Annotated in this window: 19 protein-coding genes; 4 read left to right on the top strand and 15 right to left on the bottom strand. The window is 67.9% G+C overall.

The annotated features are described in order from the left end of the window. Positions 1 to 2: 2 nt before the first annotated feature. Together ACIQLD_RS18035 and ACIQLD_RS18030 are read right to left on the bottom strand one after the other, a co-directional pair. Positions 3 to 674 carry a response regulator transcription factor gene (locus ACIQLD_RS18035; protein ID WP_402610221.1) on the bottom strand — a complete coding sequence of 224 codons (672 nt, stop codon included), beginning with the start codon at positions 672 to 674 and terminating at the stop codon, positions 3 to 5. A 36-nt stretch (positions 675 to 710) separates the two neighbouring features. Continuing rightward, complete coding sequence (locus ACIQLD_RS18030; protein WP_402610219.1) at positions 711 to 1,523, bottom strand: TrmH family RNA methyltransferase; 813 nt, start codon at positions 1,521 to 1,523, stop codon at positions 711 to 713. A 57-nt stretch (positions 1,524 to 1,580) separates the two neighbouring features. On the opposite strand from ACIQLD_RS18030, the gene ACIQLD_RS18025 reads away from it, so the two are divergent. Beyond that, complete coding sequence (locus ACIQLD_RS18025; protein ID WP_402610217.1) at positions 1,581 to 2,033, top strand: DUF2809 domain-containing protein; 453 nt, start codon at positions 1,581 to 1,583, stop codon at positions 2,031 to 2,033. 8 nt (positions 2,034 to 2,041) lie between these two features. Here ACIQLD_RS18025 and rplT read toward each other — a convergent pair whose 3' ends face one another. The 3 genes from rplT to infC form a co-directional block, all read right to left on the bottom strand. Next, the gene (gene rplT / locus ACIQLD_RS18020) at positions 2,042 to 2,428 is read right to left on the bottom strand and encodes a 50S ribosomal protein L20 (protein ID WP_021199772.1); all 387 of its coding nucleotides are present in this window, start codon (positions 2,426 to 2,428) and stop codon (positions 2,042 to 2,044) included. Between the two features lie 34 nt (positions 2,429 to 2,462). Then, on the bottom strand, positions 2,463 to 2,657 hold the full coding sequence (gene rpmI / locus ACIQLD_RS18015; protein ID WP_017828564.1) for a 50S ribosomal protein L35: 195 nt from the start codon (positions 2,655 to 2,657) through the stop codon (positions 2,463 to 2,465). 73 nt (positions 2,658 to 2,730) lie between these two features. Continuing rightward, positions 2,731 to 3,357 carry a translation initiation factor IF-3 gene (gene infC / locus ACIQLD_RS18010; RefSeq protein WP_105671808.1) on the bottom strand — a complete coding sequence of 209 codons (627 nt, stop codon included), beginning with the start codon at positions 3,355 to 3,357 and terminating at the stop codon, positions 2,731 to 2,733. 255 nt (positions 3,358 to 3,612) lie between these two features. On the opposite strand from infC, the gene ACIQLD_RS18005 reads away from it, so the two are divergent. After that, the gene (locus ACIQLD_RS18005; protein ID WP_017828562.1) at positions 3,613 to 4,011 is read left to right on the top strand and encodes a DUF1844 domain-containing protein; all 399 of its coding nucleotides are present in this window, start codon (positions 3,613 to 3,615) and stop codon (positions 4,009 to 4,011) included. Between the two features lie 36 nt (positions 4,012 to 4,047). Here ACIQLD_RS18005 and ACIQLD_RS18000 read toward each other — a convergent pair whose 3' ends face one another. The 7 genes from ACIQLD_RS18000 to ACIQLD_RS17970 all read right to left on the bottom strand — a co-directional run bounded on the left by ACIQLD_RS18000 (position 4,048) and on the right by ACIQLD_RS17970 (position 8,888). After that, a complete protein-coding gene (locus ACIQLD_RS18000; protein WP_402610214.1) occupies positions 4,048 to 4,467 on the bottom strand; it encodes a hypothetical protein in 420 nt (139 codons plus the stop codon). A 23-nt stretch (positions 4,468 to 4,490) separates the two neighbouring features. After that, positions 4,491 to 5,288, bottom strand: a complete 798-nt coding sequence (locus ACIQLD_RS17995; RefSeq protein WP_402610212.1) for an SseB family protein — start codon at positions 5,286 to 5,288, stop codon at positions 4,491 to 4,493. Next, positions 5,272 to 6,018 (bottom strand): bifunctional 1-(5-phosphoribosyl)-5-((5-phosphoribosylamino)methylideneamino)imidazole-4-carboxamide isomerase/phosphoribosylanthranilate isomerase PriA, encoded by a 747-nt coding sequence (gene priA, locus ACIQLD_RS17990; protein ID WP_402610210.1) that lies wholly within the window; start codon positions 6,016 to 6,018, stop codon positions 5,272 to 5,274. The genes ACIQLD_RS17995 and priA overlap by 17 nt, the downstream gene beginning before the upstream one ends. A gap of 103 nt (positions 6,019 to 6,121) precedes the next feature. Then, positions 6,122 to 6,757: an imidazole glycerol phosphate synthase subunit HisH gene (hisH, locus tag ACIQLD_RS17985; RefSeq protein ID WP_402610208.1), complete on the bottom strand. Its 636-nt coding sequence runs from the start codon at positions 6,755 to 6,757 to the stop codon at positions 6,122 to 6,124. Beyond that, a complete protein-coding gene (hisB, locus tag ACIQLD_RS17980; protein ID WP_402610206.1) occupies positions 6,754 to 7,371 on the bottom strand; it encodes an imidazoleglycerol-phosphate dehydratase HisB in 618 nt (205 codons plus the stop codon). Before hisB ends, hisH begins: the two co-directional genes overlap by 4 nt. Next, entirely contained in the window at positions 7,368 to 8,453 is a 1,086-nt protein-coding gene (locus tag ACIQLD_RS17975; RefSeq protein WP_402610204.1) for a histidinol-phosphate transaminase, read from the bottom strand. Before ACIQLD_RS17975 ends, hisB begins: the two co-directional genes overlap by 4 nt. A gap of 66 nt (positions 8,454 to 8,519) precedes the next feature. After that, a complete protein-coding gene (locus ACIQLD_RS17970) occupies positions 8,520 to 8,888 on the bottom strand; it encodes a LysM peptidoglycan-binding domain-containing protein (RefSeq protein WP_402610202.1) in 369 nt (122 codons plus the stop codon). Positions 8,889 to 9,177: 289 nt separating this feature from the next. Between ACIQLD_RS17970 and lexA the strand changes: the two genes are divergently transcribed. Together lexA and ACIQLD_RS17960 are read left to right on the top strand one after the other, a co-directional pair. After that, on the top strand, positions 9,178 to 9,864 hold the full coding sequence (gene lexA / locus ACIQLD_RS17965; protein WP_021199782.1) for a transcriptional repressor LexA: 687 nt from the start codon (positions 9,178 to 9,180) through the stop codon (positions 9,862 to 9,864). Positions 9,865 to 9,953: 89 nt separating this feature from the next. Continuing rightward, a complete protein-coding gene (locus ACIQLD_RS17960; RefSeq protein ID WP_402610200.1) occupies positions 9,954 to 11,822 on the top strand; it encodes a S9 family peptidase in 1,869 nt (622 codons plus the stop codon). A gap of 28 nt (positions 11,823 to 11,850) precedes the next feature. On the opposite strand, the gene smpB is transcribed toward ACIQLD_RS17960, so the two are convergent. The 3 genes from smpB to ftsE form a co-directional block, all read right to left on the bottom strand. Next, positions 11,851 to 12,327, bottom strand: a complete 477-nt coding sequence (smpB, locus tag ACIQLD_RS17955) for an SsrA-binding protein SmpB (RefSeq protein ID WP_021199784.1) — start codon at positions 12,325 to 12,327, stop codon at positions 11,851 to 11,853. A 63-nt stretch (positions 12,328 to 12,390) separates the two neighbouring features. After that, positions 12,391 to 13,305 carry a permease-like cell division protein FtsX gene (ftsX, locus tag ACIQLD_RS17950; RefSeq protein ID WP_402610197.1) on the bottom strand — a complete coding sequence of 305 codons (915 nt, stop codon included), beginning with the start codon at positions 13,303 to 13,305 and terminating at the stop codon, positions 12,391 to 12,393. After that, positions 13,302 to 14,396, bottom strand: coding sequence for a cell division ATP-binding protein FtsE (gene ftsE, locus ACIQLD_RS17945; protein ID WP_402610195.1), 1,095 nt, complete (start codon positions 14,394 to 14,396; stop codon positions 13,302 to 13,304). The genes ftsX and ftsE overlap by 4 nt, the downstream gene beginning before the upstream one ends. Positions 14,397 to 14,483: the final 87 nt, after the last annotated feature.

Genomic DNA, 14,483 nt, shown 5'->3' with positions numbered 1-14,483 from the left:
CGTCAGGACCCCGCAAGCCGATAGCCGACTCCACGCACGGTCTCGATGACCCCACGCACTCCGGTCTTCTTCCTGATCGCGCCGACGTGCACTTCCAGGGAGTGTCCGAACCCGCGCCAGTCGGTGTTCCACACCTCGCGGATCAGGCGCTCCTTCGGAACCGCCACTCCCGGGTATCGGGCGAGGACGGCGACGATGTCGAACTCCTTGCGGGTGAGGTCGATCGCGGTGCCGTCGACGAGCACCTGGCGGGCGATGAGGTCGATCTCGACATCGCCGCCGTGCAACAGCACCCGCGCGTCGGCCTCCGGTCGCATCGGCCGCGATCTCCGCGTCACCGCCTCGATCCTGGCGAGGAGCTCGTGCACGTCGTACGGCTTCACCACGAAGTCGTCGGCGCCCGCGCGCAGGCCCTTGATGCGTTCGGCGACCTGGTTGCGGGCGGTGACGATCACGATCGGCACCTCCGAACGCCCCCTGATGCGGCGGCATAGATCGACCCCGTCGATGTCCGGGAGTCCGAGATCGAGCAGGACGACCTCGGTGTCCGCCCCCAGCAGGTCCAGCGCCGCGGCACCGTCAGCCGCGCGCACGGTCGCGTAGCCGGATCGTGCGAGGAACGCCTCGAGCGCGCCGGCGACACGGTCGTCGTCCTCGACGATCAGAATCCTCATCGACTCCGCTTCCTGCTTCCTTCGGCGGCTGAGAACTCAGCCGACAGATGTCGCACGCTGTGCGAAAGCGCTCTCATAGAGACACACGCTGGCGGCCGTCGCCAGGTTGAGGGACTCGGCACGCCCGAAGATGGGCAGCTTGAGCACCCGGTCGGCGAGGGCCAGCGCCTCGTCTTCGAGCCCCCGCGCCTCGTTGCCGAAGAGCCAGCCGGTCGGTTCGGCGAGCACGCCATCGGCTCGGGCCTCCAACAGATCGTCGCCCTTCACATCGGCGGCGAGGATGCGCAGACCTGCGGCGTGCGCACGCTTCACGACGTCGGCGAGTTCTCCCCCGACCGACACCGGCAGGTGGAACAGCGAACCGGTCGTGGCACGCACCACCTTCGGGTTGTACGGATCGACCGTGCGTCCCGTGAGCACGACGGCATCCGCACCCGCGGCATCCGCGGCACGGATGATGGTGCCCAGGTTCCCGGGATCGCGCACCTCCTCGCAGATCGCAACGAGTCGCGGCGAAGCATCGAAGATGTCGCGCACGGACGTCGGCGTCTGCTGCACCACCGCGACGAGACCCTGCGGGGTCACGGTGTCGGCCATCGCGTTGAGGACGTACTCGGTGACGTACTCGACATCGATGTCGGCTTCGGCGGCCTTCGCCCGGATGTCGGGGTGCCTCTCCCAGCCGTTGGGCGTCGCGAACAGCTCGACGATCGCCTCCGGACGGTAGGTGAGCGCTTCGCGCACTGACTGCGGGCCTTCCAGAAGGAACAGGCCCGTCTCGGTCCTCGCACTGCGTTTGGTCAGCTTCGCGACGGCACGGACTCGGGGCGAACGGGGGTTCTCCAGCACGATCACAGTCTAGGGAACGCCGGGCCGGTTCCCGCACCATCGGGATAAGGTGCCTGCATGACCAACGGTGCCGCGGCAACGACCTCTCGCCGCCGGATCGCCCTCGCCCTCCTCGCCCTCGCGACGGTGGGGATCGGTCTCATCGTCCACAGCGGCATGAGCGGCGCGGTCGGCGACATCGCGGGCGATGCCCTGTACGCCGTTCTCATCTATCTGCTCATCGCGCTCATCGCTCCGCGATGGTCGCGTCCCGTCGTGGCGCTCATCGCCTTGGCGTTCTGCGCCGGTGTCGAACTGCTGCAGCTCACCGGCCTTCCGCGCGAGTGGGCGGCCGCGTTCCCGCCGAGCCGACTCGTCCTCGGCTCAGGCTTCGACATGCGCGACATCGCCGTGTACGCGGGCGCGGTCGTCGTGACAGCTGTGGTCGACGCCGCCGTCACCCGCTCGTTCGCCCGTGCTGCGTCGAGAAACGCCACAGGGCGCCCTCCCGAAGGAGAGCGCCCTGTGTGAAGAGGTGCTTACGCAGCCGACTTCGGCGCGTTGACGTCGGAGGGCAGAGCCTTCTTCGCCGTCTCGACCAGCGTGGTGAACGTCGCCGCGTCGTTGACCGCGAGGTCGGCGAGCATGCGACGGTCGACCGTGACACCGGCGATGCCGAGGCCCTGGATGAAACGGTTGTAGGTCATGCCGTTCTGGCGAGCCGCAGCGTTGATGCGCTGGATCCAGAGACGACGGAAGTCGCCCTTGCGCTTGCGACGGTCACGGTACGAGTAGACCAGCGAGTGGATGACTTGCTCTTTGGCCTTCCGGTACAGGCGCGAACGCTGTCCGCGGTAACCGGAGGCGCGCTCGAGGATGACCCGGCGCTTCTTGTGGGCGTTTACTGCCCGCTTGACTCTTGCCATTTTCCTGTGTTCCTATTCGTGCGTTCGGCGCGCGTCAGCGACCGAGAAGCTTCTTCGCGACCTTGGTGTCAGCCTTCGACAGCACCTGGTCCTGGTTCAGACGACGGGTACGACGGCTCGACTTGTGCTCGAGGTTGTGGCGCATCCCGGCCTGCTGCTTCTTCAGCTTTCCGCTTCCGGTGATCTTGAAGCGCTTCTTAGCACCCGAGTGGGTCTTCTGCTTCGGCATCTTCTCTTCCTTCGTATGGCGCCTTATCAGGCGACGGTGTCAACCCGCGGTGCGGGAGTTCTGGGGGCGGGAGTCACTCCGCCGGGGCTGCGGCCGGTGCGTCCGACTCGCTCTTCGCGTCACGGGCGGCCTGCTTGTTCGCGGCACGCTGAGCATCGCGCACGGCGTTCTGCTCCTGCTTCGCCTCGGACTTGCTCTTGAGCGGAGCCACGACCATGACCATGTTGCGACCATCGATGGTCGGGTTCGACTCGACTGTGCCGAACTCGGCCACGTCTTCAGCGAACTTGCGCAGCAGACGAACGCCCTGCTCCGGACGCGACTGCTCGCGACCGCGGAAGAGGATCATGGCCTTGACCTTGTCGCCCGCCTTGAGGAAGCCCTCGGCGCGCTTGAGCTTGGTCGTGTAGTCGTGAGCTTCGATCTTCAGACGGAAACGGACTTCCTTGAGGATCGTGTTCGCCTGGTTGCGGCGAGCTTCCTTTTCCTTCTGGGCGGCCTCGTACTTGAACTTGCCGTAGTCCATGATCTTGACGACGGGCGGCTTCGAGTTGGGGGCGACCTCGACGAGGTCGAGATCGGCTTCCTGCGCGAGGCGCAGCGCTGCCTCGATGCGGACGACGCCGATCTGCTCACCCGCGGGGCCGACGAGGCGGACCTCGGGGACGCGGATGCGCTCATTGGTACGGGGATCGCTGATGCGGAACTCCTTAGACGATGTGATTCGGCCACCGCGATGCTGTCTGCATCACGGGCGAAATCGGAATCGTCCCCGCCCACCGGCATTCAGACGCCGGCTCCGCACCCTGTCTGCCGGTTCCGTCTTGCGAACGGAGCCGGTGGAGTGCAAGACCCGGTAGCCTTGAACGGCAAGCGCGGGTGGGAAGTGAATCCTCTTTCGATCCGGAGCATGACGCTCCGGAGCCCGCCAAAGTCTAACAGAAAGCAAGGCGAAGTGACGAACCAGGCACCGGACGAGGCTGCACGCGAGCGCGAAGAGCGCTGGGCACGTCAGGAGGAGGCCGCATCGTCGGCCACCCGAGACATCGCCGATGTACCCGCTGTCGAGGTGATCACCACCGCCGCCGTGCACCTCATGAGTGCGGCAGCCGTCAAGCTCGGGCTCGCGGATGATCCCGACGCGGCGGCGCAGATCGACCTCGACGAAGCGCGCAAGCTCATCAACGCCCTGGCCGGCCTCATCACCGCGGGCGCCCCGGAGATCAGCGACATGCACGCCCGTTCCCTGCGCGACGGTCTCCGTTCGCTGCAGCTCGCCTTCCGCGAGGCCTCAACGATCCCCGACCCGATCGGCAAGGGCCCTGGCGAGAAGTGGACCGGCCCGGTCAACTAGTTTGCTGTGGCGAGTGCCCGGTCGAAGGCATAGGGATCAGGGCTGCAGGATCAGAGGGTCGGCGGTGGAGGGGCCACCGCAGGGAGCATCGGAATGGGTCCAGGCGATCGCCTGGACGGACTCGTGGATGAGGGTTCCCTGCGCGTCGAACAGGCGGATCTCGACGAAATCCGCGACGTCCATGCCGAACGCGAGGCTCCAGGTCCCGTTGTCCTGGAGCGTCGCCATGTACATGTTCCCGGACGAGGCGCCCTCCTCCCCCGGCGCCCGTGAGCACTCGCCCTCGGCGCAGAATTGCACGTCGGCCACGCCGGGGTAGGCGCTCACGTCGACGGTGACGGCGCTCACGTAGCCGATCGCGGGGCAGGCACCGAACGTCACGCATCCCGTCGACGTCGCGACCGTGGCGCCCAGAAGAGCGAGGACCGCGATGGCGCGCAGCATCATACGGGACATGGCCCCGATCGTAGCGAACGCGGTCAGACGCTGCGGCGGAGCTTCACGGTGAGAGAGTCGGCGAGCACGGCGATGCGGTCATCCGAGGCCCAGCGCTGAGCGAGACGCGAGAGCACGGCATCGAGCACCTCGCGCTCCAGCCCGTCGACGAGTTCGAGGACCACGATGAGTTCCGGGCCGCGGAGTCGTGCATCGGGGTCGCCCGGAGCCACCGCGACATCGATCACGGCCAGTTCGTGCGCCACGCTCTCCTGGAGGGCGGTGAACACCTCCGTCGACAGGAAGCTCGGCTCCCAGCGCTGCTCCTGAGCGATCGCCCAGACAGCGGGACGACGGATCACGAACTCGGTCTCGGATGTCGGGTCGAGCACGATGAGATCGGTGTCCTCCGCCGACGCCGCCAGGGCGGCGCGAATGGCCTCGACGGGGATCGGACGCGCCGTCGGATCCCACGCCTGCATGGCCTGCACCGACGAGAACACCGGTTGTACGCGACGACCGTCCGGAGCCGCAACCGTCACGATGGAGAGCTCCTGCGTCTTGTCGACGGTGAGACCGCTCGGCGCGACGCCCTCGTCACCCTTCTCGGCGATCAGCGGGATCAGCACGCGCGCGGCGCGGAACGCGTCGACGACCTCGGCTTGGCTGCCCTCCCCCGCGCGGAAGCGCAGGAGCGCCGCCAACAGCACGGGATCGGCGGAGCCGTCGTCCGCTGCGTGCGGGTTCGACTCGAAGGCGCGCCCCTCCCAGGGCACACCCGCCGAGTCGCCGTGGTTGTGCGATTCGGGCCCGCAGGCGTGCGCGTCAGTCTCCTGCGACATCCAGTGCCTCAGCCAGCGTGAACGCGCCGGCGTAGAGTGCCTTGCCGACGATCGCTCCCTCGACGCCCAGCGGCACGAGTTCGCGGAGCGCGGCGATGTCATCGAGGCTCGAGATCCCGCCGGAAGCGACGACCGGCTTCGGGGTGCGCGACGTCACCTCGCGAAGCAGTTCGATGTTGGGGCCGCGAAGCGTGCCGTCCTTGGTCACGTCGGTGACGACGTAACGGCTGCAGCCCGCGTCTTCGAGGCGGTCGAGCACCTCCCAGAGGTCACCGCCCTCCTTGGTCCATCCGCGGGCGGCAAGGGTCGTTCCGCGCACATCGAGACCCACCGCGATCGCCTCACCGTAGCGGCCGATCACGTCGGCGGCCCACTCCGGGTTCTCCAGTGCGGCCGTGCCCAGGTTGATCCGGGTGGCGCCGCTCTCCAGAGCCGCCTCCAGCGTCGCATCGTCGCGGATGCCACCGGAGAGCTCGATGCTCACGCCCTTGAACTGCTTGATGACCTTGCGCAGGATCGGCGCGTTGCTGCCGCGACCGAACGCGGCGTCGAGGTCGACGAGGTGGATCCACTTCGCGCCCTGTGACACCCACTCTCCTGCGGCGTCCAAAGGGTCGCCGTAACTGGTCTCGGTTCCGGCCTCACCCTGGGTCAGGCGGACGGCCTTGCCCCCGGCTACATCGACCGCGGGAAGGAGCGTGAGCGAGGGGGACTGCGCGAAGTCGTTCATGGGGTCCTTGGATCGGGAAGCTCAACGGCCCGGTGCGGGCACGAGAACCGAGGGTAGTCCGCCGGACGGCGGGGAACAAAACGGGTGACGCCTGCCGGCGGTGTCAGAGACTTCCGACCCAGTTGCGTAGCAGCTGGATGCCGGCTTCCCCGGACTTCTCCGGGTGGAACTGGGTCGCCGAGAGCGGACCGTTCTCGACCGCAGCGAGGAACGGATCCCCATACGTGGTCCAGGTCAGGACGGGCTGGGGGAACGGCGGGATGACGTCCAGCTGCCAGGACTGCGCGGCGTACGAATGCACGAAGTAGAAGCGCTCCTGCTCGATGCCACGGAAGAGCACGCTGTCCGCACCCGGCTCTACCGTGTTCCAACCCATGTGCGGGAGTACCGGGGCGTTGAGCTCGGTGACGGCGCCCGGCCACTCGCCGAGTCCCTCGGTGTCGTGTCCGCGCTCGACGCCGTGCTCGAACAACACCTGCATTCCGACGCAGATGCCGAGGACCGGACGACCACCGGCCAGACGGCGGTCGATGATCTCATCCCCTCCGTGGGCGCGCAGGGCATCGCGGACGGCCTGGAACGCACCGACTCCGGGCACGACGAGCCCATCCGCCTCGAGAGCGGTGGCGCGGTCACGGGTCAGCACGGCATCCGCGCCGGCGGCGACCAGCGCCTTGACCGCCGAGTGGACGTTGCCCGACTCGTAGTCGAACACCGCGATGCGAGGCGCTGCGCTCACAGTGCACCCTTGGTGGACGGAATGCCGTCGACGAGCGGGTCCAGCGACTTGGCCTCACGGAATGCACGAGCGAACGCCTTGTACTCCGCCTCGGCGATGTGGTGCGGATCGCGACCACCGAGCACGCGCACGTGCACCGTCAGAGCCGCGTTGAACGTGATGGCCTCGAAGGAGTGACGCACCAGCGAGCCGGTGAAGTGCCCCCCGATGAGGTGGTGCTCGAAACCCGCGGGTTCCCCCGTGTGCACCAGGTACGGGCGACCGGAGATGTCGACCACGGCCTGAGCCAGGGCCTCGTCGAGCGGAACGAGCGCATCGCCGTAGCGGGAGATGCCGGACTTGTCGCCCAGGGCCTCGAGAATGGCCTGACCGAGCACGATCGAGACGTCTTCGACGGTGTGGTGCGCGTCGATGTGGGTGTCGCCGGACGCACGCACCGTCAGATCGGTCAGCGAGTGCTTCGCGAAGGCGGTGAGCATGTGGTCGAAGAACGGCACGGATGTATCGATGCGACTCGCCCCCGTGCCGTCGAGGTTCACCTCGAGCTCGACCGTGGACTCCGACGTGCTGCGGACTCGGTTCGCGGTGCGCGGGGACGGTACGGGGGTGCTCATGAAGCTGATCCTATCGAGGCCAGGGCATCGAGGAACGCCGTGGTCTCGGCCTCGGTACCGGCGCTCACCCTGAGGTGTCCGGGGATGCCGACGTCGCGCACCAGCACGCCACGGTCGTACAGCTGCTGCCAGGTGGCCCGCGGGTCGGCGACGCCGCCGAACAGGACGAAGTTCGACCACGACTCGTGCGGCTGGTAGCCGAGCGCTTCGAGCGTCGCCGTGATCCGGTCGCGCTGCTCGACGATCTCGTCGACCATCGCGAGCATCACGTCGGCGTTGCGCAGCGCCGCGACGGCTGCAGCCTGGGTGAGAGCGCTCAGGTGATAGGGCAGGCGCACCAGTCGCAGGGCATCGATGAAGGCCGGGTCGGCCGCGAGGTAACCGACCCGGGCGCCGGCGAACGCGAACGCCTTGCTCATGGTGCGCGAGACCGCGAGCCGCGGACGCCCGTCGAGCAGCGTCAAGGCGGAGACCGCGTCGCGCGGAGCGAACTCCTGGTAGGCCTCATCGACGATCACGATGCCTCGGGCCGCGTCGTACACGGCTTCGATGACGTCGAGTTCGAGCGGGGTACCGGTGGGATTGTTGGGAGAGCAGAGGATGACCACATCGGGATCGGCGGCCTGCACCTGCTCGGCCGCCTCGTCAGGGGTGATCGTGTAGTCGGGCTGGCGGGTGCCGGCGATCCAGCGCGCACCGGTGCCCTGGGCGATGAGCGGGTACATCGAGTACGTCGGCGCGAAGCCGAACGCCGTGCGCCCCGGCCCCCCGAATGCCTGGAGGATGTGCTGGAGCACCTCGTTGGAGCCGTTGCCCGCCCAGATCTGCTCCGGCGTGAGGCCATGCCCCAGGTACTCTGCGAACGATTCACGGAGCGTGGTGAACTCGCGGTCCGGATAGCGATTGACATCGCGGATCGCGACCGCGATGTCGTCGAGGATGTCGCTCGCCACCGCATCAGGGATCGGATGCGTGTTCTCGTTCACGTTGAGCGCGATCGGGAGCGGCGCCTGCGGAGCGCCGTACGGCGTCAGTCCGCGAAGATCGTCACGTAGCGGGAGATCGTTGAGGGAGAGGGTCACCCTTCCCATGTTAAGCGGCGCCTCGTCTCGATGACGCAACGTTGCTGCAGCGCGGAAGCAGCCGGATCAGTTCACATACTGTGCCGGGATGGCGAGTGTCTGGCCGATCTGGAGTTCGCCGCCGCGCAGCAGGTTCATCCGACTGATCTCACCGATGACGTCACGCGGGTCGGCGTCGGGTGCGACGCTGGTGGCGATCGACCAGAGGGTGTCGCCGGGCATGACGGTCACGGTCTCGACGCTGACGGCTGCGGAGTCTGCGCCCGAGGCGATCGCGCTGCCGCCGCTGAGGGCGGCGAAGGCGATGCCGATCGCGAGCGGCACCGAGGCGAAGGCCAGCAGCACGGCGCGGCCACGCGTCGTCAGTCGGAGTCGCGTCGAAGGACGGGTCGACGCCGGAATGACCGCTGCGGTGCTGAGGCTGATGCTGCTCATGTGGTGCTCCTTAGCCTGTCCCGGAGCGATGAGGCTACCGGGGAAGTTGGCGTAGCGTTCGCATTCCCGTCTCGGCCGGGAGCCGTGAATGCGAAGCTACGTACCGAAGATATCTTCGAGTTCGAACATCTGTCAACTATTCTTCGAAACCGGATAGAGAAATGAGCCGACACGCTCGAACAGATCTTCCAGATCGGCCCGTTTCTCGGATACGGTTTCGATAAGGACACCCCACCACGGGCCTCCGACATTCGAAGAGGGACGTCGGATCACGCACTGAAGGAGCACCATGAGCGAGAACTCTGCCCCCGAGTCGGAGGCACCGCGCACGCGCCGCCGGAAGAGCCTCAGCCCGAAGCAGATGGCGATCCTCGAGGTCATCCAGAACTCGATCGCGCACCACGGCTACCCGCCGAGCATGCGCGAGATCGGCGATGCCGTAGGCCTCAAGTCCCTCTCCAGCGTCACCCACCAACTCGGCCAACTCGAGCTCAGCGGCTACCTGCGCCGCGACCCCGGGAAGACCAGGGCCATGGAGGTGCTCATCGATCTGCCGGGAGCGAGCACCGAGAACCCCGCGGACGTGGCGACGCCCGTCGGCGACGCCGCGCTCGTCCCCCTGGTCGGACGCATCGCCGCCGGCGTGCCGATCACCGCCGATCAGCAGGTCGAGGAGATCTTCCCGCTCCCCCGTCAGCTCGTGGGCAAGGGCGACCTGTTCATGCTCAAGGTCTCGGGCGAGTCGATGATCGACGCCGCCATCTGCGACGGCGACTGGGTCGTCGTCCGCTCACAGAACAGCGCCGAGAACGGTGAGATCGTGGCGGCCATGCTCGACGGCGAGGCCACGGTCAAGGTGCTGCGCCGTCGTGACGGCCACACCTGGCTGCTCCCTCGCAACTCGGCTTTCGAGCCCATCCTCGGCGACGAGGCCGTGATCCTCGGCAAGATCGTGGCGGTACTGCGCGCAGTCTAGACGCGAGAGCACGACGAAGGCCCTCCCGGGCTTCCGGGAGGGCCTTCGCGTATACACATGCCAGCACCCGCGCCCCATAGGCTCGAAGCATGTCGTCGTCGCCCTACGGTTCCTGGTCTTCGCCCTTCTCCGCTGCCTCTGTCGCGGCGTCTTCTCCTCGTATCGACGGCGCCCGCTTCGTCGGCACGGAGATCTGGTGGGGAGAATCTGTTCCGACCGAGAAGGGCAGGGTGACGGTACGGAGTTCCTCGGGCGCCGAGATCCTCCCCGCGCCGTGGAACGCCCGCTCCCGAGTGCACGAGTACGGCGGCGGTGCGTGGACGGCCGATGACCGAGGGACGCTCTACTTCGTCGATGCCGCGGACCAGCAGGTGCGCCGTCTGAACGCCGACGGGCACCTCGTCGTCCTCACCGCACCCGGGCCTTCGCACGGCGGTCTGCGCATCCAGAACGGCCGCCTCCTGGCTGTACGTGAAGACCTCTCGACGGTGCCACATCAGCGTTCGATCGTCGAGATCCCGCTCGACGGGTCCGCCGCAGCCGATACGTCGGCCGTCAGGGTGATCGTGCAGGGCGAGGGATTCTTCGCCCATCCCGCCCTCTCCCCGGATGCGACCCGGGTGGCGTGGGTCGCTTGGGAACCAGGGCAGATGCCCTGGGAGGGCGCGAGGGTGCAGGTCGCCGAGGTCGACGGGGGCATCCCCCGGACCATCCCCTCGAGGGCGGCGCTGCAGCCGGAGTGGCTCAGCGACGCGGAACTGGTCTTCGCCGACGATCCCGACGACCGCTGGGCACTCCAGCGCGTCAGTCTCGACGGGGCGCTGCCTTCCGGCGCGACGCGACCGCTGGCCCCGTCCGATGCTGACACGGGCTACGGTCTCTGGGTGCTCGGCAACCGCTGGTACCAGCCGTTGAACGACGGCCGTATCGTCGCCGTCCGCACGAACGGGCGCGACGCGGTCGTCGTCATCGATGCCGAAGGCGGCGAGAGCGTCATCGAGTTCCCCGGCGATGGCCACGTGAGCGTCGACGATGTCGACGGCACCAGGGTGCTCCTCTCCGGCAACGGCTCGCGGGTGACGGCGGGTCTCTGGTGCGTCGACATCGCATCGGGAGAGGTCGTCGCGGTGCGCGGTGGAGAGCCCGTCGATCCGCGTTGGATGCCCGCGTCGATGCCGATCGACATCGACGGTCCGCACGGCACGGTGCACGCCTTCGCCTACCCTCCGGCGAACCCGGATGCGGTGGCGCCCGATGACGAGCTCGCGCCCTACGTCGTGCTGGTGCACGGCGGACCGACGGCGCACGTCACCGGCGCGGCCTCGGCCGCGATCGCGTACTACACGAGCCGCGGGATCGGTGTGCTCGACGTGAACTACGGCGGATCGACCGGCTACGGCCGCGCCTACCGCGAGCGTCTCGACGGCCAGTGGGGCGTCGTCGACGTCGACGACGTGATCGCCGCTGCTCGGGGCTTGGCGGACGCAGGGATCGCCGACCCCGACCGCATCGCGATCCGCGGCGGATCCGCCGGTGGCTGGACCGTGCTGTCGGCGCTGGTACGCGGCGGAGCCTTCGCCGCGGGGATCAGCCGTTACGGGGTCGCGGACCTGCGCATGCTGGCGGCGGAGACGCACGACTTCGAGGCGTCGTACATCGACGGCCTGGTGGGTCCGCTCCCCGAGTACGAGCATCTGTACGTCGAGCGTTCACCGCTCACCCACACCGATCGCATCGCGGTACCGGTGCTGCTCCTGCAGGGCGGCGAGGACCGCGTCGTCCCTCCGTCGCAGTCCGAGGCGATCCGTGACGCCCTCTCGGCGCGCGGCATCGACCACGAGTACGTCCTGTATCCCGCCGAGGGGCACGGCTTCCGTAGCGCGGAGACCATCGTCGACGCCCTCGAGCGCGAGCTGGCGTTCCTCGGCCGCGTCTTCGGCTTCCACCCGCACGAGTGACCAGCCGTCACACGGTGACAGTCGCGGGCTACTCCCCCACGCGGTTGCGCAGACGCATGGCACGGTCGGCCTCGCGGGTGTCCTGACGCTCGCGCAGGGTCTGCCGCTTGTCGTACTCGCGCTTGCCCTTCGCCAGGGCGATCTCGACCTTGGCGCGGCCGTCCGAGAAGTACAGCTTCAGCGGGATGAGGGTGTAGCCCCCCGCCGAGACGGCGTGGGCGATCTTCGCGATCTCCTCGCGGTGCAGCAGCAGCTTGCGGATGCGCTTGGCCGAATGGTTCGTCCAGTGCCCCTGCGAATACTCGGGGATGTGCACGGAGTCGAGGAAGACCTCGTTCCCCTTCACGAACGCATAGCCGTCGCTGAGGTTGGCCCGTCCCTGACGCAGCGACTTGACCTCGGTGCCGGTGAGCACCATCCCCGCTTCGTACGACTTCTCGATCGTGTAGTCGTGACGTGCGCGACGATTGGTCGCGACGACCTTCTCTCCGCGTTCCCTGGGCATGATGCTCTCCTGTTGCCGTGATGAGCTCGATCGATCGATCCGACCGAGCAGCCTTTCAGGCTATCAGGTACGCAGCCAGCGTCGGATCGCGAAGCCGGCGGAGAGGGCGGCGAGAACCACTCCGATACCGATCAGCACGGGAACCACGAGTGCAGCGTCCTGCATCGTCACCCACGTGGTGATGAAGGGAACCCTCCCCCGCAGGTAGCCGTTGACCCCGAAATGCATACCGGCGACGACGGCGGCACTGGCCAGCGCCGAGCCGAGGAAGGCCGCGAACACGCCCTCGAGGACGAACGGCGTCTGGATGAAGCGGTTCGATGCTCCGACCAGGCGCATGATGCCGATCTCCTTGCGTCTCGCATACGCGGACAGCCGGATGGTCGTGCCGATCAGCAGCGTCGCCGCGATGAGCATGAGGACGGCGATTCCCACGGCGATATAGGTCGCGACGGTCAACGCCGAGAACAACGGCTCGAGGTACTGCAATTGATCCTTGACCTGTTCGACGCCCGCCTGTCCGCTGAAGGCTTCGGCGAGCACCTGCGACTGACCCGGGTCCTTCATCGTGACGAAGAACACCTCGAAGGCCTGGTCGGGCGTGAGCACGCTCGCCTGGTCCGCGCCGAGCTGATCGACGAGCTTGGCGTAGGTCTCTTCCTTGGTGTCGAAGGTCATCGAGCTGATGAGTGGCTTGAGTGCATCGCCCTCGAGCTGGGCGCGGACGGCGGCGACCTGCTCCTCGCTCGCCGCGCCGTCGAGGCACGTCTCGGATTCCGAGACCGCCGAGCACATGTACACCGCGACCTGGGCGCGCTCCGCCCAGTAGCCGCGCATCACGCCGATCTGCCCCTGCATGAGGATCGCGGCGCCGACGAAGGTCAGGGAGACGAAGGTGACGAGCACGACGGAGATCACCATCGAGATGTTCCGCCGGAGCCCGACGAGGGCTTCCGTCAGGATGAGTCCGATTCTCATGAGGTCGGGCCCACTTCCTCGTCGTCTTCGTCGGAGAGTCCGAGGCGATCCGCGACGCCGAGTTCGGCGACGTCGACCGTCGGCAGAGTGATCGGGTGCGTGCGCGGCCGGATCACCGCAGGAGGCTCGACGACGGCAGGAGGTTCGACGATGTTCGCAGCGGAGTCCGCCGTCGTCGCACCTGCAGGCTCCGGCGGTTCGACCGTGCGCGGGGCCGGGGGAACCACAGTCTCGCCGTCGCGGTCGACGGACGCGGCAGCCTTGCGCTGGGTGCTGAGCTCTTCGGCCAACGCGGCACGCACCACCGAGAGGTCGGCAGTCTGACGCTGCACCTCCTGCACGGCGGTGAGCGCGGCTGCGGCGGCCGCTCCACGCACCTCCTCCGGAGCGAGGCGCGGGATGTTGGAGGTGTCGCCGTACCCGCCGTGCACCTCGTCGCGGACCATCTCACCGTCACGCAGCTCGATCACCCGACGCTGCATCTGGTCGACGAAGCCGGCTTCGTGGGTGGCCATCAACACGGTGGTCCCGCCGGCGTTGATACGGGCGAGCAGCTGCATGATGTCGACCGACGTCGCGGGGTCGAGGTTTCCGGTCGGCTCATCCGCGAGCAGCACCTGTGGACGATTGACGAGAGCGCGCGCGATGGCGACACGCTGCTGCTCACCGCCAGAGAGCTCGTGGGGCATTCGCTTCTGCTTGCCGTCGAGACCGACGAGGGCGAGTGCCTCCGGGACGGCCTGCTGGATGAAGCCGCGCGACGAACCGGTCACCTGGAGCGTGAACGCGACGTTCTGGTAGACGGTCTTCGACGGCAGCAACCGGAAGTCCTGGAAGACCGACCCGATGTGGCGTCGGAAGTAGGGCACCTTGCGGTTCGCGAGCGCGCGCAGGTCCCTCCCGAGCACCGCGACCCGCCCCGAGGTCGGGACGTCTTCGCGCAGGATCAGGCGCAGACAGGAGGATTTGCCGGAACCCGAGGCCCCGACGAGGAAGACGAACTCCCCGCGTTGCACTTCGAAGTCGACTCCGGAAAGGGCGGGCTTCGACGTCCCGCGGTAGCGTTTCGTGACGTTCTCGAACCGAATCATGGCGCTACGAGCCTAAGCGCGGGCCGTCGCCTGGCCGCGAGCGACACCCCGCACGGCGCTTCCGCCCTCCGGGCCGGGTGGGGCCTC

Source organism: Microbacterium sp. NPDC091662, from assembly GCF_044756705.1.
Taxonomy (GTDB): domain Bacteria; phylum Actinomycetota; class Actinomycetes; order Actinomycetales; family Microbacteriaceae; genus Microbacterium.
This window is presented reverse-complemented; position numbering and strand designations above follow the sequence as displayed.